The following is a 25,419-nucleotide window of genomic DNA, read 5'->3' as shown; positions in this document are numbered from 1 at the left end:
CCCGTGCATTTTTCCAGATGCGCGGGGCTCTTCTGAAAACGCATTTTAGCGGTGTTGGAAGAACGGCTTACTATTTTGTATATAAGCCCCTCGAACGTTCAAGGTGATGAAGCATGGCACCTTCCGCAGCATCCGGGTCTCGTTTAGCGATACTATCAAGAATTTCTTCATGCTCGACCAGCGTGTAGTTTTCCTTACCCGTCCAAATCAGCATATGAGTGTGATATTCGCGCAGCCAGGACAGCATAGACTCGCTCACCGCTACAAAAATCGGATTGCCGGATATTTTCGCAATACGGATATGAAACTCCATATCGGCTGAAATGAATGCATCCGCATCGCCCAACGATTCCCGCTGCCGCTCGACGATCGCACGAAGATCGGCAATGTCCTTATCGCTCGCTTTAAGGGCAGCTTCACGGGCAATACCGCGTTCAAAAAAGATACGCGCACTCTTGAGATGCTCCAGCGTATCAATCGATTGAGCGAGCATAATTTTCGCTGTAGGATCAACCTGCTGAAAGATAGACCTCGCAGTGAGCTTTAACACCTTTGCACGCTCGCCATGCGAAATGCTGACCAGCCCCATCTTGGCAAGTGACTGCATCGCCTCGCGGATCGCCGGGCGGCCCACACCAAAACGCTCCATCAGCACGCGTTCAGACGGCATTTCATCGCCGGGCGTCAATTCGCCAGACGTAATCATGTTTTCGAGCCGGTCAAAAACTTCGTCAGATAACTTGCGGCGAACGATGGGTTCTATGGGCTTGTTCATGGCATCTCACTGTTCATGAGCTTTCTCCCCCCTTATGCATCTTCAAGCGACGGGATGAAAGTTGTTACCCACATTCTCATCAATGGGCCAACAATTTTCCACTTGCAGATATTGGAATACTCATTATACCAGTTCGCTATCGGAGCCAAGTGCTTCAATCGCATCCTGGGAAGTGAGGAGAAATTTTCCGGCGAATGCGCGACATAAAATGTCAGAGCCTTTCTGACATGGGTGGAACACGAGAGCGAATCCCGAAAAGTGTGAAACGGTTTTCGGGATGCGCTTCAAAAAAGCAGCGAGCGACAAAGAACCCGATGAACATCTGTCTGACCTATCGCATTGAGACAACCGGCAGCATCGAAAAGATGGCCGCCAAAATCGCCAGCGATCAGTCGACCGGCACTTTTGTCGCCCTCCCCGGTGAAACGGAAGAATTAAAAGCCCGCGTTGCAGCGCGTGTGTTGGAAATCCGCCCCCTTGAAGACGCAACAGTTCCAGCCTGGCCAGAGCTTGAACCCGGACACGGCCCTATCAAGCGTGCTGATGTGGACATTGCTTTTCCGCTCGATGCGATCGGCACCGACCTTGCAGCGCTGATGACGATTGCCGTTGGCGGTGTTTACTCGATCAAGGGCATGACCGGCATCCGCGTGACCGACATGAAGCTGCCGGAAGCTTTCAAGGGCGCGCATCCCGGCCCGCAATTCGGCATAGCCGGAAGCCGCCGTCTGACAGGCGTTGAAAAGCGCCCAATCATTGGCACTATCGTTAAGCCAGCACTCGGCCTGCGTCCGCATGAGACCGCAGAACTCGTCGGTGAACTGATCGAATCCGGCGTCGATTTCATCAAGGATGATGAAAAGCTGATGAGCCCTGCCTATTCGCCACTTAAAGAGCGCATTGCAGCGATCATGCCGCTTATTCTCAATCACGAGCAGAAGACCGGCAAGAAAGTTATGTATGCTTTCGGCATTTCACACGCCGATCCTGATGAGATGATGCGCAATCATGACATGGTGCTGGAGGCTGGCGGTAATTGCGCGGTTGTCAACATCAACTCCGTCGGTTTTGGCGGCATGAGCTTCCTGCGCAAGCGTTCCGGTCTTGTGCTACATGCGCACCGTAACGGCTGGGACATCCTGACCCGCAATCCCGGCACTGGCATGGATTTCCGCGTCTATCAGCAGTTCTGGCGCCTGCTCGGCGTCGATCAGTTCCAGATCAACGGCATCCGCGTGAAATACTGGGAGCCGGACGAAAGCTTCGTCAATTCGTTCAAGGCTGTCAGCACGCCGCTGTTCGACCCGACCGATTGCCCGCTGCCTGTGGCAGGTTCCGGCCAGTGGGGCGGACAGGCACCTGAAACCTATGAGCGCACAGGTCGCACGACGGACCTTCTTTATCTTTGCGGCGGCGGCATTGTCAGTCATCCGGGTGGCCCGGCAGCTGGTGTTCGTGCCGTGCAGCAGGCATGGGAAGCAGCAGTCGCTGGCATCCCTCTTGAAACCTATGCCACGAACCATCCTGAGCTTGCAGCCTCGCTCGATAAGTTCGGGAAAGGAGGCGAATAATGACGAACAATCTTCTCCTGTCCTATTATGGCGACGACCTCACCGGCTCGACCGACGTTATGGAAGCCATGGCTTCCAACGGCGTTGACACTGTGCTTTTCATGAATGTACCGGATGAAAAGCTTCTGTCACGCTTTTCCCATTGCAAAGCCATCGGCCTTGCAGGCACCAGCCGCAGCGAAACGCCGGAATGGATGCAGGAACATCTCACGCCTGCATTCAACTGGCTGAAAAGCCTGAATGCTGCGATTGCCCATTACAAGGTCTGCTCGACATTCGATTCCGCACCGCATGTAGGCAATATCGGCAAGGCCGTGGAAATCGGCAAAGCGATCTTTAATCAGGCTTATGTGCCGCTGATAGTCGGCGCACCACAGCTCAAGCGATATACCGCTTTCGGCAATCTCTTTGCCGCCTATCAGGGTGAAACCTACCGTATAGACCGCCATCCGGTCATGAGCCGTCATCCCGTGACGCCAATGCACGAGGCGGACCTACGCGTCCATCTGGCACAGCAGACAGCACTAAAAACCGTGCTTGCGGACCTCGTAGCGCTTTCAGCCGCCGATGCGAATGACCGCTTGGATGCGATTGCCAAAAATGCTGACGGCATGTTGCTGCTTGACGTCGACAGCCACGAAAGCCAGTTGCAGGCGGGCGAACAGCTTTGGCGTTTGCGTCCTGATGCGGGCTGGTTTGTTGCTGGCTCGTCAGGCGTTGAATATGCGCTTCTGACTGCATGGGCCAAAGCCGGGCTGATCGGTGCGAAGAAAGAGTTTGCGCTTCCCGGAAAGGCGGACCGCATTGCGGTCGTTTCAGGCAGCGTGTCACCAACCACCGAGCGCCAGATCCGCCACGCGACCGCTTCCGGCTTTACCGGCATTGATCTCAATCCGCTCGATATTATCGGCGAAAACAGTGCTCAGGCTATCGAAACCGCCATTGCAGAAGGCCAGAAGGCGCTCAAGCAAGGCAACAGCGTGATCCTCAACACGGCGCTCGGCCCTTCGGCTGATCGCGGTGTAGAAATCGACAAGATCGCAGGCAGCCGCCACAAACTGGCGCGCAGCCTCGGCTTCATCCTCCGCAGCCTTGTCGAGCGCGAACAGCTTACCCGCGCGGTCATTGCCGGCGGCGATACGTCCAGCCACGCATTGCGTGAATTGCACGTCGATGCACTCACCACGCTTCTGCCGCTTCCACAAACACCGGGGTCGCCGCTTTGCACGGCGCACGGCGCTCACGCCGCCACCAACGGCCTCCAGATTGCTCTCAAGGGCGGTCAGGTCGGTTCTGACGGATATTTCAGCCAGATTCGCGATGGCTTGACCGCGTGAAACTGGAAGACTCATTGACTGGTTATGCCAGTTGGATACCAAAACTACGGGAAGGAAATACAATTATGACAGCTATCGCTTTGTTTGGAGCGGGCGGCAAGATGGGCTACCGTCTGGCCAAGAACCTCAAAGGTTCGCGCTTTGACGTTCGTCACATCGAAGTCAGCGACGCCGGTAAGGAACGCCTGAAAAACGAACTCGGCATCGACACCATTGATGCGGATGCAGGTCTGGAAGGCGCAGACGTCGTCATTCTGGCTGTGCCAGATACCATCATCGGTAAAGTTGCAGCAGGCATTGTTGACAAGCTCAAGCCCGGCACGATGGTTATTGCACTCGATGCAGCCGCACCATTTGCCGGTCACCTGCCGGAACGCGCAGACCTCACCTATTTCGTGACCCATCCTTGCCATCCACCAATCTTCAACGACGAAACCGACATGCAGGCAAAGAAAGACCACTTCGGCGGTCTGTTTGCCAAGCAGCACATCGTTTCAGCCCTGATGCAGGGCCCGGAAGAAGCTTATGCACTGGGTGAAGAAATCGCCAAGGTCATCTGGGCACCCGTCATGCGTTCGCACCGCGTCACCGTCGAGCAGCTTGCAATTCTCGAGCCAGGTCTTTCGGAAACCGTTTGCGCATCGCTTCTGGTTGTGATGAAGCAGGCCATGGACGAATGCGTTCGTCGCGGCGTTCCTGAAGAAGCAGCGCGCGACTTCCTGCTCGGCCACATGAATGTTCTTGGCGCCGTCATCTTTGGCGAAGTCCAGGGCGTGTTCTCCGATGCCTGCAACAAGGCAATCGAATTCGGTATTCCTGCGCTGATGCGTGACGACTGGAAGAACGTTTTTGAGCCGGAAGAAATCGCAGAAAGCATCCGTCGCATCACGTAATTACTATGAGGGAGGGCGCTAGCCCTCCCTTTTTCAGCCGTTTGGGAGACAGGCTTGATTTGGGAGGAAACATGCAGAAAATTGCGCAAATTTTGCAATTTCAGCAGTTTCGCCAATATTGAACACGAGCATGTCCCGAAAAGCAGGATAAAGGTTCAGTAAATGGCAGAATTGAATGGCGCTCTGATCGGCTGCGGCTTCTTCGCAATCAACCAGATGCATGCATGGAATGACGTCTTGGGTGCCAAAATCGTGGCGATCTGCGACCGCGATCCTGAGCGTTTGAAGATTGTCGGCGACCAGTTTGGCATCGAACGTCGCTACACGGATGCGCAGGCGCTGTTTGCAGATGGCGGCATCGACTTTGTCGACATCGCCACCACAGTTTCAAGCCATCGCGCTCTGGTGGAGCTTGCAGCGGCCCACAAGGTACCCGCAATCTGCCAGAAACCTTTTGCCAAAACGCTCGATGATGCAAAGGCCATGGTGAAGATCTGCGATGAAGCGGGTATTCCGCTGATGGTCCATGAAAACTTCCGCTGGCAGACGCCTATTCAGGCGGTACGCAAGGCGCTTGATAGCGGCGCTATCGGCACGCCTTTCTGGGGACGTTTCTCCTTCCGCTCCGGCTTCGACGTGTTTTCCGGCCAACCTTATCTTGCAGAGGGCGAACGCTTTATCATCGAAGATTTAGGCATTCACACGCTTGATATTGCACGCTTTATTCTGGGCGATGTGACCAGCCTTGTCGCACGCACCAAGCGCGTCAACCCCAAGATCAAAGGCGAAGACGTAGCAACCATTCTCATGGACCATGAAAATGGTGCAACCTCTATTGTCGATGTGAGCTACGCCACCAAGCTGGAGACAGATCCATTCCCGGAAACACTTATTGAACTTGATGGCGAGAAAGGCTCTATCCGGCTTTATCACGGCTACCGCCTTGAAGTGATAACGCCAAACGGCACCACGGTTTCCGACGTTTCGCCAAAGCTGCTTTCATGGGCCTCACGTCCATGGCACAATATTCAGGAAAGCGTTTTTGCTATTCAGCAGCATTGGGTGGCGCAGCTCGCATCGGGCAAAGAAACTTCCACATCGGGCGCGGATAATCTCAAGACTTTCGCGCTTGTTGAAGTCGCCTATGAAAGTGCCGCGAGCGGCAACCGCGTCGACATTACGGCATTGCTCAAATGAGCAACATCGATCCTTTTCTGCTCTATGGTACGCGTGAAGCAGAAGCTAAGCCGAAGCGTTTAAAAGCGGGCCTGCTTGAGGTTGATCTAAGCGATGGCAACCTTCGCACCATTCAATATGATGGCGTTGAAGTTCTGCGTAGCATCTCCTATCTGGTGCGGGATCGTGACTGGGGAACCTACAGTCCAGTAATTCACGATCTGAACGTCGAACAGACCGAAGCCGGCTTTACCGTCACCTATCAGGCGCGTTGCGAAGGGCCGGATGCGACCCAGCTCACCATTGATGTTCGCATTCAGGCAGAGAACGACGGCACGCTCGCTTTTGATGCTTTGACCAATAGCATGACAGGCTTTGAAACCAATCGCTGCGGCTTTTGCATCCTGCATCCGATTGTTGGCGTTGCGGGTTCGCCGATTAGTGTCGAGCATGTCGATGGTACGCTCAACAAAACCCATCTACCCGATCTGATTGAGCCATGGCAGCCTTTCAAGGATATGCGTGCGATCACCCATGAGGCCATGCCAGGCGTTTCAGCCGAGTGCCGCATGGAAGGCGATACGTTTGAGATGGAAGATCAGCGCAACTGGTCCGATGCATCTTATAAGACCTATGTGCGTCCGCTTGCTTTGCCATGGCCTTATCAGATCGAAGCCTTAAAACCCCAGCATCAGCGCATTGTGCTCAACATTACTGACACGCGCACAGCGAGACCAAATACCACCCGGTATGCCAAGCCGGTGAGCATTACGCTTGGTGACACAAGTGGCAAAATGCCGAATATCGGTATTATCATCACACCGGAAGAAGCCAAAGCAAGCCTTGCCGCGATTGATCTGTTGCAGGAAACTGGCCCGCAGGATTTGTTATTTCATTACGACCCGCTGGCAGGTCATAAAGGCTCGGCTTTTGCGGATTTTGCAGCCCTGGCAGCAAGCTATCAAGGACGAATTTCTCTTGAAATTGCATTGCCTTGTGAGAAATCGCTTATAAATGAAACGAAGCAAATTGCTTCTGACATGGAAGCGGCTGGCTTTGACCCGAATGCGGTCATTGTTTCACCTGCGATAGACCGGCAGTCCACGCCGCCCGGCAGCGAATGGCCACCCTGCCCGCCACTTGAAGATGTTTATGCGGCAGCAAAAACAGCTTTTCCGAATATGAAGCTTGGCGGCGGAATGCTGAGCTATTTCACCGAGCTTAATCGCAAGCGCGTTCCGGGCGACCTGATTGATTTCGTCACCCATTGCACCAATCCGATTGTTCATGCCGCTGACGATCTGAGCGTCATGCAGACATTGGAGGCACTGCCTTTCATCACCCGTTCTGTACGGGCGATCTACGGCGACAAGCCCTATCGCATCGGGCCGTCGACCATCCCCATGCGCCAGAACCCTTATGGCAGCAGAACGATGGACAACCCGAATGGTAAACGCATTGCCATGGCCAATCGCGACCCACGCCATAATGGAAAATTCGCTGAAAGTTTTGCAATGGCCTATGCCATTTCGGTGCTGAATGCTGGCCTTGACAGCCTGACACTTTCGGCCCTCACCGGCCCGTTCGGACTTATTGCAGATGACAACGAGCCAACAGCTAGGGGTGACAAGCGTCCGTTGTTCAACGCCGTAAAAGTGCTTTCGCAGCTTGCCGGGAAAAACTTCCAATTGTGCCAGTCTTCACGTCCATCGGACGTTCTTGCGGTTGCCGTAGAAGATAAGGTCTGGCTTGTTAATATTACATCCCATGAACAGGCCGTGGTCATTGCAGGCGGTGAGGCAATAACTTTAGCACCCTATGGCGTGCAATCATTGAGCAAATAAAAAACGGGCCGTTGGCCCGTTTTTTTTATTCTGAATTAACGGCGTTTTGCTGGCTGCTCGCCAAGCGTCATCCCGTGACGCTTTGAGAGCTCGGCAATCACAAGCTCAAGCTCCTGCGCCTTGCGCGTAGCATCCCAACCAAACTCAACACTGAGAATATCGGCGATTGCTGCGAGATTGGCGTTCGACAGCGCGCCATCAATCGCCAGCGTTGTCCGTCGCAGAACAACGTCTGAGAGATGCACAACCAGTTCATTACGCGCGATCCACGCAATTTCCGCACGGCTGATACTGTCGGTATCAGGCAAAAGCGTAACGCCAACTTTGGCTTCGTCCTGAATGATTGGCAATGCCGTTGTGCCATAACGCTGCAAAAGTGTCTCGACACGTTCGACTGCAAGCCCGGTTTCCTTGGCGTATTTTGCCACCCATGCGGTGCGCGCACGGTCATCTGCCGGGTAGTCCTTGCCGCCGCCGATGGTCAGAGTTCTGGTTGATTTGAGACGTTCGCGGCCAAAGCGCTTGAGCACCGTGTCTGCCACTTCTTCCGCAAAGCCGCGGAACGTCGTCCACTTGCCGCCGACCAGCGAAATAATCGCAAACGGACGGCCTGCATCCGGCTCAATAACCGGTGCGGAGTGGTCACGGCTGATAAGGCCCGGCTCCGACGCATTGGAGACAGGCAGCGGGCGAATGCCGCTATAGGTATAGACGATCTGGCTGCGATCGAATTTCAGCTTCGGCAGCAGCGAACGCAGGCTCTCGATGAAGTAATCGATTTCCTTGTCTTCCGCGAAAACCTCATCCGGGTTGTTTGCCGGAATATCCGTTGAACCGACCAGCGCAAGACCGTGATAATCATAGACAAGGCAGATACGACCATCATCCGCCTCAAAGTAGATCATGCGACCCTTTAGGCTTTTGACCAGTTCAGGGTGGTCAACGAGGATATGCGAACCCTTCGTTCCGCCGATCATCTTGGTTTCTTTACCAAGCGCCGCATTAACATGATCGATCCATGGACCGGCCGCGTTGATGACGATTTTTGGCTTAACCGTGAATTGCGCGCCATCCGGCCCTTCAAAACTCACTGCGCCGTCTGCGGCCGCAACAATGGCCGTGAAATTCGCTGCCGCACTTTTCGAATTGGCCTTCAAACCATCGCTGATCAGCTCATAAACCAAACGTTCCGGCTTACTGACCCATGCGTCATAATAAATGCCACCGCCAACGATTGACGGCGTCATATAAGGCATTTCTTTCAAAGCACTCTTTTTCAAAAGAAAATTGTGCTTTGGCATAACGCGCTCGCGCGCACCAAAATAATCGTAAAGACCAAGGCCGATTTTGATCAGCACGGCACCACGACTGCGTGGCGCAGTTGTCGAGCCAAACAGAGTACGAAGTGCTGCGGTGATGCCCTTCGTCCAGGAGAAAACCGGAATGAATGTCGGTAGCGGACGGACATTATGCGGCGCATTTTTGAGCAATATATTGCGCTCGACGGTTGATTGAGCCACAAGACCGAATTCACCGGTTTCAAGATATTTGAGGCCACCGTGAATAAGGCGCGAAGGGGCCGCACTCGTGCCGGAGCCAAAGTCGCCCTTATCAACGATGAAACAGCTTACGCCCTGTTCACTCAAGTCGCGATAGAGCCCCGCGCCATTGATACCCGCGCCCAGAATAAGCACATCAACACCGTCAGCTTCGAGTTGGCTGATGCGGTTCTTCATTTGGGCACTGTTTACGAAATCGTTCATTTCACTGTCTTCGCTGTCTTTTAGAGCGCATTTCGATCTAACTGAATCAGATCGGCGCTCTAAATCATTGTCTTAACGCGCATCTTTATCCGAAAACCGTTTTACACTTTTCGGGATGCGCTCTAATCTGTAAGCGCATCAATTTTGGACCAGATCGGCCCCATCGCGGATGCGATTTCCTTGAACAAGGCATAGCGCTTTTCATATTGTTCGCTGCGCGCAGCATCGGGGATATAGGTCCGGCCAATCGCATCAAGATCGCGCGGATCGCTGTAAACGTCGGCGAAAACGCCTGCACCCTTGCCTGCACAAAGTGCAGCCCCCCATGCTGCTGCTTCATCCGTATCGGTGACAGTGACCGGCATACCCAGCACATTGGCAAACATCTGCGCAAATGAAGGACTGCGCGACACGCCGCCCGTCAGACGGGCGCTCGAGATTTCAAAACCATCTTTCAAATGATCGACATGGATGCGGTGGTTAAAAGCAATGCCTTCCCAGACTGCACGCAGCATATCGCCACGTTCCTGCCAGCCACGCAGACCAAAGAACGCGCCGCTCGCCATCGCACCGTAAGGTGATCCGAACAGATAAGGGTGGAACAAAGCCGTTGAAGGCTTAGCCAATGCTGCGTCGATTTCTGGCCTCAGCATGTCATGAATTGAGCGTCCTGTTTCTTCCGCTTCACGACGTTCAGCCGGGCAGAGCTTGTCAAGAAACCAGTCATAATTTGCGGTCGAAGCAGGCGAAATGGACATGTTGTTCCACTCACCCGGCGCAATCCCATTGCGGCAGAACCAGCTCTTATCGATATTGGGCTTCGACGACAGCGTTTCATTGATCGAGTAGGTCCCGGCGACAACTGCAACTGTACCAATCTTGAGACCACCGACACCCAGCGCAGAAGCGGTCACATCATGCAGGCCGCCAACAACAGGTGTTCCAGCAACAAGCCCGGTACGGTTTGCGCAGCCTTGCGAAACACCACCCACGATTTCATCTGAACGCGACATGCGCGGCAGCGCATCCCAAAGTGCTTCGAGGCCGAAAAGTTTAAGCGCGTCCTGCGAATAATCCTGTGTTTTGTAATCGGTAAAAGACGTCGATGCTTCAGTGCGGTCAGTGCCGACTTCACCCGTCAGGCAGAAACGCAGCCAGTCCTTGCATGCAATCACATGGCCGATACGTGCGTAACGTTCAGGCTCATTTTCCCTGACCCAGGCCAGAATGGCGGAAGGAGCAGACGCGTGTGGCAGTTGACCAGTGATCGCAATTGACTGCTCTGCAACAGCGCTGTTTACCCAGCGCTCAGCCACGTCAACGGCACGGCTATCCAGCGACAGAATGCCCTTGCCAAGTGGACGCTGGTCCTTATCAAGCATGTAGATGCCATCGCCATGGGCCGTGGTGGCAATAGCGAGGATGTCAGAGGCAGGGCGTCCGCTTTTTGAAAGCGCTTCGGCAATCGCATCCGCAGTTGCATTCCAGAATTCGTCCATGTCACGCTCAACATGGCGCGGTTTTGGAAAATATTGGGGTACACGGCGACGGGCGACGGCAAGCGTCGTCCCATCAACGTCAAATATAACGGCCTTGGTGACGGTCAGTCCGCTATCAATTCCCAACAGAGACGGCATGGATCGTATTTCCTGATATATATGCGCTAAATTCTGAAGCCTTCCGGCTTATTCTTTCGTTCCGCCAGAACCGGCGATAACCACATTGATGTTCTGCGATTGCATTCGCTCAATGTGTTCAAGCGATGTCTTGTCATCAACGATAACGACATCGAAATCTTTCAATGCACCAAAATTATGCAGCGCCCTGCGCTCGAACTTCGTGTGATCGGTCAAGAGCACGCGCTTTGCCGCACATTCAAGCATAGCGCGCTTTGTTTCGATCATTTCCGGTGATTGGTGGAACAGCAGATCATCGGTAATTGCAGCAATCGAAATAAAAGCCACATCCGCACGCAGACGGCGGATTTCATGAATCGTCATCCCACCAACAAAGGCGTTGCACCAGTTATAAAGCTGACCGCCGAGACCGAGCAGCGTGACATCTTTCATGTCACGCACTTCGTTCATCAGGATCAGTGAATTGGTGATAACGGTCAATGGCCCCTTTTCCGGCAGATAAGGCACCATCTGTAGAACGGTTGTAGAGTCGTCAAAGAAAATGGCCTGACCCGGCTCAACAAACTGCATCGCGGCTTCGGCGATCAGTTTCTTCTCTTCAGACTGACGGGCGACGCGATAAAGATCGCTTGCTTCAATGAGGCTTGTGGGTGCAGCGGAAACGATACCGCGTGATTTACGAAACAGGCCGCGACTGACCAGTTCGTCCACATCACGATGTGCGGTCATAAGGCTGATTGCGAAACGCTCGGTCAGATCTTCAATCCGCACCGACCCTTCCGACATAATCAATTCTGCAATTTGCTGGCGGCGAACCAACTGACGTGCGTGCCTGCTGTCATTCGGCACCTGCTCAGTCAGAAGGCTATCAATGCTTGCTTTGTTGCTTGTAACCATGCTTACCACTCGTCCCCAGCCCGCTCAATGTATTGACCGGTCCCGATTCATAGCATCGGTACTAAAATACTTAGAGGAGCGCGGGGTTTAACCCGCGCCCCATCCATGTAGGTCTTACTGTTCCAGAACGAATGGAGCAGTGTACTTGTCAACATTGTCCTTGGTGATCAGGAAGCAATCGAAAAGCTGCTTTTCCTGGTCAACGCCGGTCTTGCCAGTCTTGATGAAGTTGTCGGCCTGCTTGACAGCAGCTTCCGAGAAGATCGCAACTGGCTGCAGAACGGTGTACTGCAGTTCACCAGCCTTGATCGCAGCAACGGCATCTGGCGAACCGTCGAAACCACCAACCTTGACCTGATCAAGCTTGCCAGCCTTTTTCAGAGCAGCGATTGCACCAAGAGCCATTTCGTCGTTACCCGAGATAACGCCGATGATGTCCGGGTTTGCCTGAAGCAGAGCCTGCATCTTGTCGTGACCCTGCGTACGGTTCCAGTTCGCAACGTCCTGACCAACCTTTACGAGGTCAGGATACTGCGAAAGAACTGTTTCATAGCCGTTCGAACGCGTGGCAGCATTGTTGTCTGACGGCGAACCGAACAGCTCAACATACTTGCCTTCTTCACCAACGCTCTCAACCCACTGCGTTGCACCAAGTGCTGCACCCTGTGCGTTGTTTGAAACGAGCTGAGCTTTAGCCAAGCCTTCCTGGTTGATTTCAGCGTTTACCAGAAACACTGGAATGCCAGCGGCAACAGCGCGCTTGACCGCACCGACCGAACCATCAGCATTTGCCGGGTCGAGAATGATCGCAACAGACTTGTTGGTAATTGCGGTGTCGATCAGGTTGCTTTCGGTGTTGGTGTCACCCTTGTGGCCGCCAACAACAGCCGAATAGCCGAGGCCTTCAGCGGTTTTCTTGGCGATTTCACCTTCGGTGTACCAGTATGGGTTCGAAGGATCGTTGACCACGATTGAAATCAGACCTTCAGCCCATGCGGTGCTGGCGATTAGCGGCAATGCTGCAGCAGCAGCAAACAGAACGCGCATACCCTTCTTAAACATGTCTCACTCCCGTAACAATTATCATTGAGTTATACCGGTTTCCCGGCGTTACCACTTCCAATGGGCGAGACTTTTAAATGTGGTCGCCGTCTTGGAAAGTTTTCGCTACCCCCGAAGAACCGGCTCCGCCCGGAACGGTGGACGGAGCCGTAACCATCAACGTCGGGAATATTGAATGCTGTTGAGCAGAACCGCGAGCACGATAACCGCGCCGGTAAAGACAGTCTGCCAGTAGGACGATACACCGATGATCACGAGGCCATCGGAAAGGAAGCCGATAACAAATGCACCCAGAAGCGTGCCCAGAATTGTACCGCGACCACCCGTCAGCGCAGCGCCACCGATCACGACTGCGGCGATTGCCGTCAATTCGTATGTTGTACCTGCGGTCGGACCAGCCGAAGTCAGCTGCGAAGACAGAACCAGACCAGCGATTGCAGCACAAATACCCGAAATCACATAGACCGAAATCTGCACGCGCTTGACTGGAACACCCGAAAGTTCGGCTGCACGTTCATTGCCACCCGAAGCATAGAGCCAGCGGCCAAATGCGGTGCGATTGAGCACGACTGCAACGATGATTGCCAGAACAGCAAGCACCAGAACGCCAATCGGCACACCAAAAAGCGTGTTGAAGCCAAGCCAGTCAAAACCGGTATTGCCGAGTTCAGGACGGCCACCGAGATTGTTGTAGGTCAGACCATTGGTCATCAGAAGCGCTACGCCGCGTGCGCAATAAAGCACACCAAGCGTCGCCACGAAGGCCGGAACGCGTAGATAAGCGATCAGGACCCCGTTGATGGCACCAACAAATGCACCCAGTGCACAGGTAATGATAACAACCGCCCAGACCGGGAAATAGAGGATCACGCCCAGCTCAGGAATATTGACGCCCTGCATGAGAAAGCCGGCAACAACGCCCGCAAGCCCCAATGTGGAACCGACCGAAAGATCGATGCCGCCGTTGAGGATAACCAGCAGCATACCAATCGCCAAAAGGCCAAAAATGGCCACATGCGACGACATGATCAGGAAGTTATTGACGGTAAAGTAATAAGGCGAGAGGAACGAGAAGGCTGCGATGATCGCAATCAACGCAAAGAACGCACGGCCTTCGAGCAGCAAATGCACGATGCTGGTTTTGCGCTTTGTCCCGGTGGACGCCGCCTTTTTGTCGTTGGTGCTCGTGACTGACATTCTATCAGTGCTCCATAATTATTTTAGTGACCGACCATGGACTCGCCGGAGGCGGCCATGATCTTTTCCTTGGATACATCGGAGCCGAATTCAGCCGAAATGCGTCCACGGTTCATAACGATGATACGATGAGCGATGCTGAGGCATTCGCCGACTTCAGATGTCGTATAAACGACTGCAAGCCCGTCCTTGGCCTTTTCAGCCAGCAGCTTGAACACTTCTGCCTTGGCACCAATATCGATACCGCGGCTTGGCTCATCCAGAAGGATAACCTTCGGCTCAGTTGCCAGCATCTTGCCGATAACGACCTTCTGCTGGTTGCCGCCAGAAAGCGAACCGATTGCGGCTTCGCCGCCATCCGTCTTGATGTGAACGTTCTTGATCGACTGGTCGACGATGTGCTTTTCACGCTTGGTGGAGGTGAAAAGCCCCTTTGTCATTTCACCGATGCTGGCCAGCGAAAGATTACGGCCAACCGTCATTGTCTGAACAAGACCGTCGCGCTGGCGGTCTTCCGGCACCAGAACCAGCCCCTGATCAATGCGCTGGGCAATTGTGAGCCCCGAAACATCCCGCCCTTCAAGGAGAATGCGGCCAGAACTGGCCTTGAGGCGACCTGCGACCGTTTCGAGAAGTTCGGTGCGGCCTGCGCCCATCAGACCGTAAATACAGACGATCTCACCGGCGCGCACATTCAACGACATGTTATCGACAAGCGCAAAATCACCGGACTTGTCCTGAACAGTCAGTCCTTCGACAGAAAGCGCGACATCGCCCCATTCGTAACCAGTCGGAGGCGAACCGAGATCAAAGTTCTCACCCACCATGTTGCGAACGATCCATTCAAGATCGATTTCGGCACGCGGCGCATAAGCGGTCATGGCGCCATCGCGCAGAACCACGGCATGATCAGTAATCTGCAATGCTTCTTCCAGATGGTGCGAGATATAAACAATCGCCACGCCACGCGCTTTCAGGTCACGAATGACCTTGAACAGCACTTCCACTTCCGAAGCGCTCAGCGCCGAAGTCGGCTCATCCATGATGAGAATGCGGGAATTGACCGAAAGCGCACGCGCAATTTCGACAACCTGCTGCTGGCCGAGACGAAGCTCTTCGACAAGGGTCAGCGGATCGATGTCTTCTTCAAGCTCCGCCAGAAGTTCGCGGGTCAGGCGTTCTTCTTCTGCGAAATTGACGCCTGTTGCACCACGAATTTCGCGTCCCATGAAGATGTTGTCGCGCACATTCATATTGGGCGCGAGACTCAGCTCCTGATGGATAATCGAAATGCCGCGATCGCGTGCTTCGGTCGAAGAATTGAAAACCACCGGCTCGCCATCAAGGATGATCGTGCCCGATGTCGGCTGAATGACGCCCGACAAAACCTTCATCAGCGTCGACTTGCCTGCACCGTTTTCGCCAAAAAGCGTGGTAACCTGACCGCGACGGATTTCAAAGTTCACGCCCTTGAGCGCATTGATACGCCCATAAGCCTTGGCAACGTCATGTGCGGAAAGAACGACTTCGCCGTGCTTGCCTTCAACTTTGGTCTGAGCGGTCATTTTACTTGCAATTCCACTGGCGTAACCAGCCAGTTCTTCGGGTTGACAAGCTTGAAAACGCCCGTGACCGAAACCGTCTTGCCGACGAGATTGTCAACATCAACGCCTTCGAGAACCTGCTTCTTCATCTCATTGTTGAGCGCGGAACCGGCATTCTGGAACTCAATCTGGTTCTTAAACTGACCGAATTCGATTGTGCCGGTTGCATCTCGCAGATCGGTGCCGTTGACAGCCGGACCGGTCTGAACACGAATTGCCATGCCTTCGGGGAAACCATCAACCTTGATGACGTTAAAGTTCGACTTGCGCTCTTCGACTGTGCCCGTGAACTTGACCGGGATAACCGGGTTCACGCTGCCAACACCGTATTTCTTGCCAGCCGCAACCTTGTCAGCAACAAGGGCAGCACCAACTTCGACAGCATCAACTGCACGTTCTACAACGCTTGCCTTGACCTTCGGAAATTCCGACGCGCCATAAGCTTCAGGTGAGAAAACCTGCTGACGGACATCGGCATCAGATCCGATCTTCACAACTTTCGTATCAAAACCAATTGCACCGATAACCACAACCGCAGCAACCACACTCCAAAGGGTTGCGCGGTTCATTTTGGCGGGTTTCTGTGAAACTTGATTAGCTTGTGTACTCATTATCAAACGCCTTCAGCAAATTATGCCGGATTGTCGTTGGTGAAACGGATGATGCGGCTGAACTTACACAGCCAGGAGAGTGCGTCCATGCTGCACTACCCTTGCTCCCACACATGAGAGGGAGCCAAAAGAGCGGGGCAAACAGGGGCAGAAATCTTAAACATTAAATCCTCCGCATGTCGCCGGCACCGCCCCTCCGCGTGGCCTGGAAACAAATATGCCGCCGTCATGTTCTATGATAGCAGCATGTTATCAACTCCAATAATCATGTTATAAAGACCCATATCTGTCAATCGCGTCTTTTCAGAACATCCCGAATTTCGCACAATCCTGCGCCAAAAACTCACAGAACTCCAGCACAATTCGCGTCCTGTAGCACCATTCTCAAGCAACCTCAACAAGGATAAAGACATTGACAACACATACGTCATTCTTATAAAATTACTAATAAAAACAACAAACTAATTGGGTAAAATACCATCTCTCCTTATTAAGCACCGTGCAGGAAACCCCTCTGCCAAACCGGCAAATTTTGCCGTCATCACCATTTGGTGAAAAAAAATGCTTGTGCACAAAAATTTTACAGACAGACCGATGCCGTTATGTTATCTCAATCATGAGCGAAGGCCTATTTTCATAAAAATCATGGGCCGCGAGCGACAAATTTTGTCGCGGGAGGAAATCCAAATGTCCGCAAAGGACCTGATTGGGAAAGCGTAATTCAGTCATGCGTGGTAAAGGTGATATAATCATCGGCATCGACGCGGGCACATCCGTCGTCAAGGCTGTGGCATTCGACCTGAATGGTCGTCAACTCGATTCGGCGGCTGTCCGCAACAAATACGAAACCGGTGAGCACGGTGCCGTTACGCAATCTCTTTCCCAGACATGGGAAGATTGTGCCAAGGCTTTGCGCGGCCTTGCCGATAAAATTCCAAATTTGAGTGAACGCACCGCCGCGATCTCCGTTACAGGTCAAGGCGACGGCACATGGCTTGTGGGACGCGATAACAAGCCGGTTGGCGACGCCTGGATCTGGCTCGATGCCCGCGCAGCAAACACTGTTACCAGACTTGCAGCAGGACCGATGAACCGCGCGCGCTTTGAAGCGACCGGCACAGGCCTTAACACCTGCCAGCAAGGCACACAAATGGCGCATATGGACAGTTTCGCACCGGAACTGCTCGATAATGCAGAAGTCGCCCTGCACTGCAAGGATTGGCTTTACCTCAACCTCACCGGCGTCCGTGCCACAGACCCCTCGGAAGCCAGTTTCACCTTCGGCAATTTCCGCAATCGCCAGTATGACGATGTGGTTATTGAAGCGCTCGGCCTCATTAAGCGCCGCAGCCTGCTACCCGAAATCGTGGATGGCACTCTGACGCAGCATCCGCTTTCCCCCCAAGCGGCAGCTGCAACAGGTCTGTTGGCCGGAACGCCGGTGAGCCTTGGTTATGTCGACATGGTGATGACCGCGCTTGGCGCGGGCGTCTATTGCGGCACAGCAGATGCAGGCTGCTCGACCATAGGCTCAACAGGCGTGCATATGCGCGCAAAACCCGTCTCCGACATTCATCTGAATGCGGAAGGAACGGGCTATGTTATTGCTCTGCCTGTTCCGGGCATCGTCACGCAGGTTCAGACCAATATGGGCGCGACGATCAATATCGACTGGATTTTGCAGATCGCAGCCGATCTTATGTCAACGGCAGACCAAAAAGTCTCGCTGAACGATCTCATCCCTCGCCTCGATGACTGGTTCAATGCCAGCCGCCCCGGCGCGCTGCTTTACCATCCCTATATCTCCGAAGCCGGAGAACGCGGTCCTTTCGTCAATGCCTTTGCGCGCGCAGGCTTTATCGGCCTTTCGAGCCGCGACCGCTTTCCTGAGCTGGTTCGTTCAGTGGTCGAAGGTCTCGGCATGGCAACACGCGATTGCTATGCTGCGATGGGTGATATGCCTGCCGAATTACGCCTGACGGGTGGCGCTGCACGCTCGCGTGCCCTGCGCAGCACCTTATCTGCAGCAGTCAACGCCCCTGTACGGGTTTCATCGCGTGAAGAAGCAGGTGCTGCCGGTGCAGCAATGATGGCTGCGGTGGCAATCGGCGCTTATCGGAGCATGGACGACTGCATTAACGAATGGGTTGCGCCTCTGCTCGGAGCAAGCGAAGCGCCGGATGCAACGCAGGCGACACGCTATGAAGAACTTTTCGACGCCTACAAAGATGCAAGATTGGCTCTGACACCCATCTGGGACAAGCTTGCAGCCGATCGGTAATCCGCCAATCGGTTGAAATAATAGTTTATTTTGCCGGAGTGCCGGCATCCGAAGGAGCATGAGATGGCTGAACCGGAAACCTACGATCTGTTTGTGATTGGTGGCGGTATCAACGGCGCGGGCGTAGCTCGCGATGCAGCCGGGCGCGGCCTCAAGGTTGTGCTTGCGGAAAAAGACGATCTTGCCGAAGGCACTTCGTCACGCTCTGGCAAGCTGGTGCATGGTGGTCTGCGTTACCTCGAATATTACGAATTCCGTCTGGTTCGCGAAGCGCTGATCGAGCGCGAAGTTTTGTTGAACGCCGCACCGCATATCATCTGGCCGATGCGCTTTGTTCTGCCACACAGCCCGCAGGATCGTCCGGCATGGCTGGTGCGTCTCGGCCTGTTTCTCTACGATCATCTCGGCGGTCGCAAGAAGCTGCCCGGAACCCGCACGCTTGATCTCAAGCGCGACCCGGAAGGCACGCCGATTCTCGATCAATATACCAAGGGCTTCGAGTATTCCGATTGCTGGGTAGATGATGCCCGTCTCGTTGTTCTCAATGCTCTGGGCGCTGCTGAAAAAGGCGCGACCATTCTAACCCGCACACCAGTCACCTCGGCGCGTCGCGAAAAAGGCGGCTGGATCGTTGAAACAAAGAATCGCGATACGGGCGAAGTGCGCAGCTTCCGCGCGCGCTGCGTCGTCAATTGCGCAGGCCCATGGGTGACAGACGTCATCACCAATGTTGCCGGTTCAAATTCTTCGCGCAATGTGCGTCTGGTCAAGGGTAGCCACATTATCGTGCCGAAATTCTGGTCCGGTGCGAATGCCTATCTCGTGCAGAATCACGACAAGCGCGTGATCTTCATCAACCCATATGAAGGCGACAAGGCGCTGATCGGTACCACCGATATCGCTTATGAAGGCCGCGCCGAAGATGTGAGCGCGGATGAGAAAGAGATTGATTACCTGATCACGGCGGTCAACCGCTATTTCAAGGAAAAGCTGCGTCGTGAAGACGTACTTCATAGCTTCTCCGGCGTGCGTCCGCTGTTTGACGATGGTAAGGGTAACCCATCGGCCGTCACGCGCGACTATGTTTTCGATCTGGATGAGACCAACGACGCACCTCTGCTGAACGTCTTTGGCGGCAAGATCACCACATTCCGTGAGCTTGCAGAGCGCGGTATGCATCGCTTGAAGCACATTTTCCCGAAAATGGGCGGTGACTGGACACATGATGCACCATTGCCGGGCGGCGAAATCCCGAATGCGGATTATGAAACCTTCGCAAACAGCCTGCGCGACAGCTACCCATGGATGCCGCGCAAACTGGTGCAACATTATGGACGCCTCTATGGTGCCCGCACCAAGGACATCGTCGCGGGTGTAAGTGATCTTGCTGGCCTTGGTCAGCACTTTGGTGGCAATCTTTACGAAGCCGAAGTCCGTTATCTGGTTGCGAAAGAATGGGCGAAAACGGCAAACGACATTCTCTATCGCCGCACCAAGCACTACCTGCAACTCAGTGAAGCCGAGCGCTCTGCTTTCATTGCATGGTTCGACAACGCTAAAATTTCCGCCTGAGGACACCATGGCCCTTACGCTTTCGCTCAATACCAATCCGCTTGTGAACCGCTTTGCTGAGCCGGATGATCTGATCGAAACTGTTGCGCGCGACCTGCGTCTGCGCGATCTTCAGCTTACGCATGAGTTCATCAATCCGAGCTGGCAGGCTCCGACCATTCGTCGCCTCACCCGCGATATGGACAAAGCCTTGCAGCGCACCGGTGTCCGCGTCACTTCCGGCATGACCGGCCCTTATGGACGCCTCAATCATTTCGGCCACCCCGACGCAGATGTTCGTCGCTATTATGTCGACTGGTTCAAGACATTTGCCGATATTATCGGCGATCTTGGCGGCAAATCGGTCGGCACGCAATTTGCGATTTTCACTTACAAGGATTTTGATAATCCTGAACGCCGCGAAGAGCTGATCAAGATCGCGATCGACTGTTGGGCAGAAGTTGCTGAACATGCGAGCCGTGCTGGTCTTGACTATGTTTTCTGGGAACCGATGAGCATCGGCCGTGAGTTTGGTGAAACAATCGCTGAGAGCATCAAGCTTCAGGATCGGCTGACCGCAGCAGACATGGCCATCCCGATGTGGATGATGGCCGACATTGATCATGGCGATGTAACCTCCTCAAATCCTGATGATTTCGACCCTTATGCATGGGCGCGTGCGGTTCCAAAAATCTCGCCGATCATCCATATCAAGCAAAGCCTGATGGATAAGGGCGGTCACCGTCCATTCACAGCGGCTTTCAATGCCAAAGGCCGTATCCAGCCGGAACCGCTGCTTAAGGCCTTTGCCGAAGGCGGTGCTGTGGACAATGAAATCTGCCTTGAGCTATCGTTTAAGGAACGTGAACCAAACGACCGTGAAGTCATCCCGCAGATCGCGGAAAGTGTGGCCTTCTGGGCACCGCACATTGACACTGGCGCGGGAGATTTGAAAATATAACTATAAGAAAACAATAAAGAATCGGGGAGCAGGCAGCAGAAAAATGGCAGATGCAGAGGATTCCTTAGCCCTTCGTGCCGCCTGGCTCCATTTTATCGGGGGGATGACCCAGTCAGCCGTCGCAAAACGGCTTGGACTTCCCTCTGTGAAAGCGCATCGATTGATCGCCAAAGCTGTTGCCGATGGTGCCGTGAAAGTGACAATCGACGGCGACATTACGGAATGTATCGATCTCGAAAATCGTCTCGCTGAGCGTTTTAATCTCGAATATTGTGAAGTTACCCCTGATCTGGGCGAGGAAGCCTTACCGCTCGTGTCGCTGGGTAATGCCGGAGCAGAATTTCTGCGCAGAGAGATCGAATTTGGCGACCATGAAGTGATCGGCCTTGGCCATGGTCGCACGCTTTCGGCAGCGGTCAATCACATGCCACGCGTGGCGGCAAAAGAGGTACAGTTTGTCTCGCTGCTTGGCGGCCTGACACGAAACTTTGCTGCCAATCCGCATGATGTGATGCATCGCATCGCCGAGAAGACCGGCAGACCAGCCTATGTGATGCCCGTGCCATTTTTTGCAAATACCGCAGAAGACCGCGAGGTTCTGTTGGCACAAAAGGGTGTAACGACAGTTTTCGAAATGGGCTGCCGTGCCGAGTTGAAAATCGTTGGTCTGGGTACAGTTGATGCCCATGCGCAGCTTGTCACATCAGGCGTGATCGAACTTTCTGAAATGGAAGAGATCGCAAGTCGTGGAGGCATCGGCGAAATGCTGGGTCATTTCTTCGATGCAAACGGTACGCGGCTCGAAACAGGCCTGACAGCCCGCACCATTGCAGCATCGGTTGAAAATGCAGATATGAGCCGCATCATTGGTCTGGCGGGTGGTCTTTCAAAAGCCCAAGCTATTCGCGCTGTGCTCAAAAGTGGACGCCTTTATGGTTTGATCACCGATGAGCGCACTGCAAGAGTGCTTGTGCAGTAAACACAAACTGATCGACAAAATATCACAAAATCACATTTTATATAGATTGGTTTGTGATTTTGTGTTTTAAGGTTGCGCGATCAGCAACCATGTTTTGAGATCGGAAACACCTTGAAACGCGACGACAGAAGACAGGCGATCATCAATCTGCTGATTGAAAATCATGCAGTCGATCTTGACGATCTGGCCGAACGTTTTTCTGTGTCCAAAATGACCATCCATCGCGATCTGGATTCCCTTGAAGAATCAGGCGTGCTGCGCAAAGTGCGTGGCGGCGCAACGATGGATGCCGGTTCTCAGTTTGAAAGCGATTTCCGTTTTCGCGTTCAGCAGGACAATGAAGCAAAGATTGAGATGGGGCGTGCAGCCCTTGACCTGATCGAGCCCGGCATGACCGTGATGATCAATGACGGTTCCACCGCTGCGGTTCTGGGCAGCATGTTGATTGAGAAGCGCCCGCTGACTGTGATCACAAACAATGCAGTCATCATCGAAAACCTCAAGGGTGAAGGCGGCATCAATCTGATCGCGCTCGGCGGCGTATTTTCAGCAAAGTTCAATGCCTTCTTTGGCCTGTTGACCGAGGAAGCCCTGTCAAAACTCAGCGCAGACATTGCCTTTATTTCCGCGCCTGCGGTCAATGGACGCCTCGTTTATCATATGGATGAAAATGTCGTCCGCACCAAGCGCGCCATGACCGCATCGGCAACCCGCACGTGCCTTCTGGTCAATCATCAACGGTTCCGCCGCACAGCCTTGCATGTGATGGCTGATCTTGGCGATTTTGATGCGATCATTACGGATAAATCTCCGGGCGATGCCCTTGTAGCCGAACTTGAGCCGGCAGGCATCAAACTGACAATTGCAGAATAAACACGAAAAGAAAGAGCATTCGAGCATGTCCAAATTCTGGGTTGGTACGAGCTGGAAAATGAACAAGACGCTTGCGGAAGCGCGCGCTTTCGCGACTGCATTGAAGGACGCCGACAGCGGTCGTTCGGCAGACATTCAGCGCTTTGTCATTCCACCGTTTACCTATGTTCGCGAAGTAAAAGAAATCCTGTCGGACACTTCCGTCAAGGTTGGCGCACAGAACATGCACTGGGCTGATCAGGGCGCATGGACCGGTGAAATCTCGCCGCTGATGCTGAAAGATTGCAACCTCGACATCGTTGAACTGGGGCATTCAGAGCGTCGCGAACATTTTGGAGAAACCAACGAAACCGTTGGCCTCAAGGTCGAAGCAGCTATTCGTCATGGCTTGATCCCGCTGATCTGCATCGGGGAAACGCTGGCAGACCGAGAAAACGAACGCGCTGCGGAAGTGCTGGCAGAAGAAGTGCGCGGAGCACTTTCTCAGCTTTCGGATGAACAGAAGAAAGCTGAAATCCTGTTCGCTTACGAACCCGTATGGGCGATTGGTGAAAACGGCATTCCAGCCTCGGCAGACTATGCCGATGCCCGCCAGGCGGAAATTATTGCGGTTGCAGAAGGTATCCTTGGCCGTCGTGTTCCTTGCCTTTATGGCGGCTCGGTCAATCCCGGCAACTGCGAAGAACTCATTGCCTGCCCGCATATCGATGGCCTGTTCATTGGCCGTTCGGCATGGAACGTGGAAGGCTATCTCGACATTCTGGCGAAATGCGCCAAAACCATCAAAGCTAATTAAGGAGCAATATCATGAAAGTAGCAGTAGCAGGCGACAGCGCTGGCGAAGGTCTGGCCAAGGTTCTTGCAGATCACCTGAAGGATCGTTTTGAAGTGTCCGAAATCTCCCGCACGGACGCTGGTGCAGACGCATTCTATGCAAACCTCTCGGACCGTGTGGCATCCGCCGTTCTCGACGGCACCTATGACCGCGCAATTCTGGTTTGCGGCACCGGCATCGGTGTTTGCATTGCAGCCAACAAGGTTCCGGGCATCCGCGCAGCGCTGACCCACGACACCTATTCGGCAGAACGTGCAGCACTTTCCAACAATGCGCAGATCATCACGATGGGCGCACGCGTTATCGGTTCTGAAGTTGCAAAGACCATTGCGGATGCGTTCCTTGCACAGACCTTTGACGAAAATGGCCGTTCGGCTGGCAATGTTGACGCAATTAACGAAGTCGATGCCAAGTACAACAAGTGCTGATTTTTTGACACGTTGAGACACAAAAAAAGCGGCGGGTTTTCCCGCCGCTTTTTTATTGCCGTAATCAGAAAATCTTAGCTGAACTTCGGGTCCAGCGAACCATCACGATAGCGCTTGGCCATTTCCGAGAGCGGGATCGGACGAATAGCCGAAGCATGGCCAGCCGTTCCGAACTGCTCGAAACGATCCTTACAGAGCTTGGTCATCGCAGCCATTGCAGGCTTCAAATACTTGCGTGGATCGAACTCGCTCGGATCTTCCTGCAACACGCGGCGGATCTGGCCCGTCAGCGCCATACGGTTATCGGTGTCGATGTTGATCTTGCGCACGCCATGCTTGATGCCGCGCTGGATTTCTTCAACAGGCACACCCCATGTTGGCTTCATCTTGCCGCCATACTTGTTGATGATTTCCTGCAAATCTTCCGGCACCGAAGACGATCCATGCATGACAAGATGCGTGTTTGGCAGCTTGCGGTGAATTTCTTCGATCACGTTCATTGCAAGCACGGAACCATCAGGCTTACGGCTGAACTTGTAAGCGCCATGCGAAGTGCCCATGGCGATTGCCAGCGCATCGACCTTGGTTTCACGTACGAATTTCACAGCTTCATCCGGGTCAGTCAAAAGCTGGTCATGCGAAAGCTGACCTTCTGCGCCGTGACCATCTTCTGCTTCACCCATGCCGGTTTCGAGCGAACCGAGAACACCAAGCTCACCTTCAACAGAAATGCCGCCAAGATGGGACATTTCACTGACCTGACGCGTAACCGAGACGTTGTAATCCCAGTCAGCAGGCGTCTTGCCGTCAGCTTTCAGCGAGCCGTCCATCATGACGGAGGTAAAGCCTGCCTGAATGGCGGTCATACACGTGGCAGCTTCGTTGCCATGATCAAGATGCACGCAAACCGGAATATGCGGATAGATTTCCGTAACAGCATCCATCATGTGACGCAGCATGATATCGTTTGCATAGGAACGCGCACCGCGCGAAGCCTGCAAAATAACTGGCGCATCGGCAGCATCGGCCGCTTCCATAATAGCAAGCGCCTGTTCCATGTTGTTGATGTTGAACGCTGGAACACCGTAGCTATGTTCAGCAGCATGGTCGAGCAATTGACGCAGCGTAATACGTGCCATCTGAG

General features: G+C 53.8%; 21 protein-coding genes. 12 read left to right on the top strand and 9 right to left on the bottom strand.

Translation table 11 applies throughout. The annotated features are described in order from the left end of the window. Nucleotides 1-70: 70 nt before the first annotated feature. The gene (locus VBH83_RS02295) at nucleotides 71-775 is read right to left on the bottom strand and encodes a transcriptional regulator NanR (RefSeq protein WP_265983996.1); all 705 of its coding nucleotides are present in this window, start codon (nucleotides 773-775) and stop codon (nucleotides 71-73) included. 314 nt (nucleotides 776-1,089) lie between these two features. Here VBH83_RS02295 and oiaX point away from each other — a divergent pair, with 314 nt between their 5' ends. From oiaX to VBH83_RS02270, 5 genes are all read left to right on the top strand, one after another. After that, a complete protein-coding gene (oiaX, locus tag VBH83_RS02290; protein ID WP_396996131.1) occupies nucleotides 1,090-2,346 on the top strand; it encodes a 3-oxo-isoapionate-4-phosphate decarboxylase OiaX in 1,257 nt (418 codons plus the stop codon). Continuing rightward, a complete protein-coding gene (locus VBH83_RS02285; RefSeq protein WP_265983994.1) occupies nucleotides 2,346-3,683 on the top strand; it encodes a four-carbon acid sugar kinase family protein in 1,338 nt (445 codons plus the stop codon). Before oiaX ends, VBH83_RS02285 begins: the two co-directional genes overlap by 1 nt. 65 nt (nucleotides 3,684-3,748) lie before the next feature. Beyond that, nucleotides 3,749-4,576, top strand: a complete 828-nt coding sequence (locus tag VBH83_RS02280) for a phosphogluconate dehydrogenase C-terminal domain-containing protein (RefSeq protein WP_265983993.1) — start codon at nucleotides 3,749-3,751, stop codon at nucleotides 4,574-4,576. A gap of 162 nt (nucleotides 4,577-4,738) precedes the next feature. Beyond that, nucleotides 4,739-5,773, top strand: coding sequence for a Gfo/Idh/MocA family protein (locus VBH83_RS02275; protein WP_265983992.1), 1,035 nt, complete (start codon nucleotides 4,739-4,741; stop codon nucleotides 5,771-5,773). Continuing rightward, nucleotides 5,770-7,596, top strand: coding sequence for a hypothetical protein (locus tag VBH83_RS02270; protein WP_265983991.1), 1,827 nt, complete (start codon nucleotides 5,770-5,772; stop codon nucleotides 7,594-7,596). Before VBH83_RS02275 ends, VBH83_RS02270 begins: the two co-directional genes overlap by 4 nt. A gap of 35 nt (nucleotides 7,597-7,631) precedes the next feature. On the opposite strand, the gene VBH83_RS02265 is transcribed toward VBH83_RS02270, so the two are convergent. The 7 genes from VBH83_RS02265 to VBH83_RS02235 all read right to left on the bottom strand — a co-directional run bounded on the left by VBH83_RS02265 (nucleotide 7,632) and on the right by VBH83_RS02235 (nucleotide 16,367). Then, nucleotides 7,632-9,359: a glycerol-3-phosphate dehydrogenase/oxidase gene (locus VBH83_RS02265; RefSeq protein ID WP_396996128.1), complete on the bottom strand. Its 1,728-nt coding sequence runs from the start codon at nucleotides 9,357-9,359 to the stop codon at nucleotides 7,632-7,634. A 122-nt stretch (nucleotides 9,360-9,481) separates the two neighbouring features. After that, nucleotides 9,482-10,996 (bottom strand): FGGY-family carbohydrate kinase, encoded by a 1,515-nt coding sequence (locus VBH83_RS02260; RefSeq protein WP_265983990.1) that lies wholly within the window; start codon nucleotides 10,994-10,996, stop codon nucleotides 9,482-9,484. 48 nt (nucleotides 10,997-11,044) lie between these two features. Beyond that, nucleotides 11,045-11,893, bottom strand: a complete 849-nt coding sequence (locus VBH83_RS02255; RefSeq protein WP_265983989.1) for a DeoR/GlpR family DNA-binding transcription regulator — start codon at nucleotides 11,891-11,893, stop codon at nucleotides 11,045-11,047. Between the two features lie 114 nt (nucleotides 11,894-12,007). Further along, the gene (locus tag VBH83_RS02250; RefSeq protein ID WP_265983988.1) at nucleotides 12,008-12,955 is read right to left on the bottom strand and encodes a D-ribose ABC transporter substrate-binding protein; all 948 of its coding nucleotides are present in this window, start codon (nucleotides 12,953-12,955) and stop codon (nucleotides 12,008-12,010) included. Between the two features lie 156 nt (nucleotides 12,956-13,111). Continuing rightward, nucleotides 13,112-14,152, bottom strand: coding sequence for an ABC transporter permease (locus tag VBH83_RS02245; RefSeq protein WP_187547098.1), 1,041 nt, complete (start codon nucleotides 14,150-14,152; stop codon nucleotides 13,112-13,114). A gap of 23 nt (nucleotides 14,153-14,175) precedes the next feature. Next, the gene (locus VBH83_RS02240; protein WP_265983987.1) at nucleotides 14,176-15,717 is read right to left on the bottom strand and encodes a sugar ABC transporter ATP-binding protein; all 1,542 of its coding nucleotides are present in this window, start codon (nucleotides 15,715-15,717) and stop codon (nucleotides 14,176-14,178) included. Further along, the gene (locus VBH83_RS02235; protein ID WP_265983986.1) at nucleotides 15,714-16,367 is read right to left on the bottom strand and encodes a DUF2291 family protein; all 654 of its coding nucleotides are present in this window, start codon (nucleotides 16,365-16,367) and stop codon (nucleotides 15,714-15,716) included. Before VBH83_RS02235 ends, VBH83_RS02240 begins: the two co-directional genes overlap by 4 nt. 727 nt (nucleotides 16,368-17,094) lie before the next feature. Here VBH83_RS02235 and VBH83_RS02230 point away from each other — a divergent pair. From VBH83_RS02230 to VBH83_RS02200, 7 genes are all read left to right on the top strand, one after another. Next, complete coding sequence (locus tag VBH83_RS02230; protein ID WP_396996124.1) at nucleotides 17,095-18,648, top strand: FGGY-family carbohydrate kinase; 1,554 nt, start codon at nucleotides 17,095-17,097, stop codon at nucleotides 18,646-18,648. 63 nt (nucleotides 18,649-18,711) lie between these two features. Further along, a complete protein-coding gene (locus VBH83_RS02225; RefSeq protein ID WP_396996122.1) occupies nucleotides 18,712-20,220 on the top strand; it encodes a glycerol-3-phosphate dehydrogenase in 1,509 nt (502 codons plus the stop codon). Nucleotides 20,221-20,227: 7 nt separating this feature from the next. Continuing rightward, complete coding sequence (locus VBH83_RS02220) at nucleotides 20,228-21,160, top strand: TIM barrel protein (protein WP_265983983.1); 933 nt, start codon at nucleotides 20,228-20,230, stop codon at nucleotides 21,158-21,160. Between the two features lie 43 nt (nucleotides 21,161-21,203). Next, nucleotides 21,204-22,139: a sugar-binding transcriptional regulator gene (locus VBH83_RS02215; RefSeq protein ID WP_265983982.1), complete on the top strand. Its 936-nt coding sequence runs from the start codon at nucleotides 21,204-21,206 to the stop codon at nucleotides 22,137-22,139. A gap of 111 nt (nucleotides 22,140-22,250) precedes the next feature. Continuing rightward, the gene (locus VBH83_RS02210; protein WP_265983981.1) at nucleotides 22,251-23,012 is read left to right on the top strand and encodes a DeoR/GlpR family DNA-binding transcription regulator; all 762 of its coding nucleotides are present in this window, start codon (nucleotides 22,251-22,253) and stop codon (nucleotides 23,010-23,012) included. Between the two features lie 25 nt (nucleotides 23,013-23,037). After that, complete coding sequence (locus tag VBH83_RS02205) at nucleotides 23,038-23,808, top strand: triose-phosphate isomerase (RefSeq protein WP_265983980.1); 771 nt, start codon at nucleotides 23,038-23,040, stop codon at nucleotides 23,806-23,808. An 11-nt stretch (nucleotides 23,809-23,819) separates the two neighbouring features. Further along, nucleotides 23,820-24,275 carry an RpiB/LacA/LacB family sugar-phosphate isomerase gene (locus VBH83_RS02200; RefSeq protein WP_265983979.1) on the top strand — a complete coding sequence of 152 codons (456 nt, stop codon included), beginning with the start codon at nucleotides 23,820-23,822 and terminating at the stop codon, nucleotides 24,273-24,275. A 74-nt stretch (nucleotides 24,276-24,349) separates the two neighbouring features. Here VBH83_RS02200 and fba read toward each other — a convergent pair whose 3' ends face one another. Continuing rightward, nucleotides 24,350-25,414, bottom strand: coding sequence for a class II fructose-bisphosphate aldolase (gene fba / locus VBH83_RS02195; RefSeq protein WP_265983978.1), 1,065 nt, complete (start codon nucleotides 25,412-25,414; stop codon nucleotides 24,350-24,352). Nucleotides 25,415-25,419 lie beyond the last annotated feature (5 nt).

It is taken from the genome of Ochrobactrum sp. S1502_03 (assembly GCF_044435015.1).
GTDB lineage: Bacteria > Pseudomonadota > Alphaproteobacteria > Rhizobiales > Rhizobiaceae > Brucella > Brucella chromiisoli.
Note: the sequence above shows the minus strand (reverse complement) of the source record. Positions and strands in the feature narration are given on the sequence as shown.

What these genes read in the sequence shown, in the direction of transcription:
- oiaX (WP_396996131.1), top strand. Translation starts at nt 1,090, where the DNA reads ATGAACATCTGTCTGACCTATCGCATTGAGACAACCGGCAGCATCGAA.
- VBH83_RS02285 (WP_265983994.1), top strand. Translation starts at nt 2,346, where the DNA reads ATGACGAACAATCTTCTCCTGTCCTATTATGGCGACGACCTCACCGGC.
- VBH83_RS02245 (WP_187547098.1), bottom strand. Translation starts at nt 14,152, where the DNA reads ATGTCAGTCACGAGCACCAACGACAAAAAGGCGGCGTCCACCGGGACA.
- VBH83_RS02230 (WP_396996124.1), top strand. Translation starts at nt 17,095, where the DNA reads ATGCGTGGTAAAGGTGATATAATCATCGGCATCGACGCGGGCACATCC.
- VBH83_RS02265 (WP_396996128.1), bottom strand. Translation starts at nt 9,359, where the DNA reads ATGAACGATTTCGTAAACAGTGCCCAAATGAAGAACCGCATCAGCCAA.
- VBH83_RS02275 (WP_265983992.1), top strand. Translation starts at nt 4,739, where the DNA reads ATGGCAGAATTGAATGGCGCTCTGATCGGCTGCGGCTTCTTCGCAATC.
- VBH83_RS02255 (WP_265983989.1), bottom strand. Translation starts at nt 11,893, where the DNA reads ATGGTTACAAGCAACAAAGCAAGCATTGATAGCCTTCTGACTGAGCAG.
- VBH83_RS02270 (WP_265983991.1), top strand. Translation starts at nt 5,770, where the DNA reads ATGAGCAACATCGATCCTTTTCTGCTCTATGGTACGCGTGAAGCAGAA.
- VBH83_RS02235 (WP_265983986.1), bottom strand. Translation starts at nt 16,367, where the DNA reads ATGAGTACACAAGCTAATCAAGTTTCACAGAAACCCGCCAAAATGAAC.
- VBH83_RS02260 (WP_265983990.1), bottom strand. Translation starts at nt 10,996, where the DNA reads ATGCCGTCTCTGTTGGGAATTGATAGCGGACTGACCGTCACCAAGGCC.
- VBH83_RS02280 (WP_265983993.1), top strand. Translation starts at nt 3,749, where the DNA reads ATGACAGCTATCGCTTTGTTTGGAGCGGGCGGCAAGATGGGCTACCGT.
- VBH83_RS02205 (WP_265983980.1), top strand. Translation starts at nt 23,038, where the DNA reads ATGTCCAAATTCTGGGTTGGTACGAGCTGGAAAATGAACAAGACGCTT.
- VBH83_RS02250 (WP_265983988.1), bottom strand. Translation starts at nt 12,955, where the DNA reads ATGTTTAAGAAGGGTATGCGCGTTCTGTTTGCTGCTGCTGCAGCATTG.
- VBH83_RS02220 (WP_265983983.1), top strand. Translation starts at nt 20,228, where the DNA reads ATGGCCCTTACGCTTTCGCTCAATACCAATCCGCTTGTGAACCGCTTT.
- VBH83_RS02240 (WP_265983987.1), bottom strand. Translation starts at nt 15,717, where the DNA reads ATGACCGCTCAGACCAAAGTTGAAGGCAAGCACGGCGAAGTCGTTCTT.
- VBH83_RS02215 (WP_265983982.1), top strand. Translation starts at nt 21,204, where the DNA reads ATGGCAGATGCAGAGGATTCCTTAGCCCTTCGTGCCGCCTGGCTCCAT.
- VBH83_RS02200 (WP_265983979.1), top strand. Translation starts at nt 23,820, where the DNA reads ATGAAAGTAGCAGTAGCAGGCGACAGCGCTGGCGAAGGTCTGGCCAAG.
- fba (WP_265983978.1), bottom strand. Translation starts at nt 25,414, where the DNA reads ATGGCACGTATTACGCTGCGTCAATTGCTCGACCATGCTGCTGAACAT.
- VBH83_RS02295 (WP_265983996.1), bottom strand. Translation starts at nt 775, where the DNA reads ATGAACAAGCCCATAGAACCCATCGTTCGCCGCAAGTTATCTGACGAA.
- VBH83_RS02225 (WP_396996122.1), top strand. Translation starts at nt 18,712, where the DNA reads ATGGCTGAACCGGAAACCTACGATCTGTTTGTGATTGGTGGCGGTATC.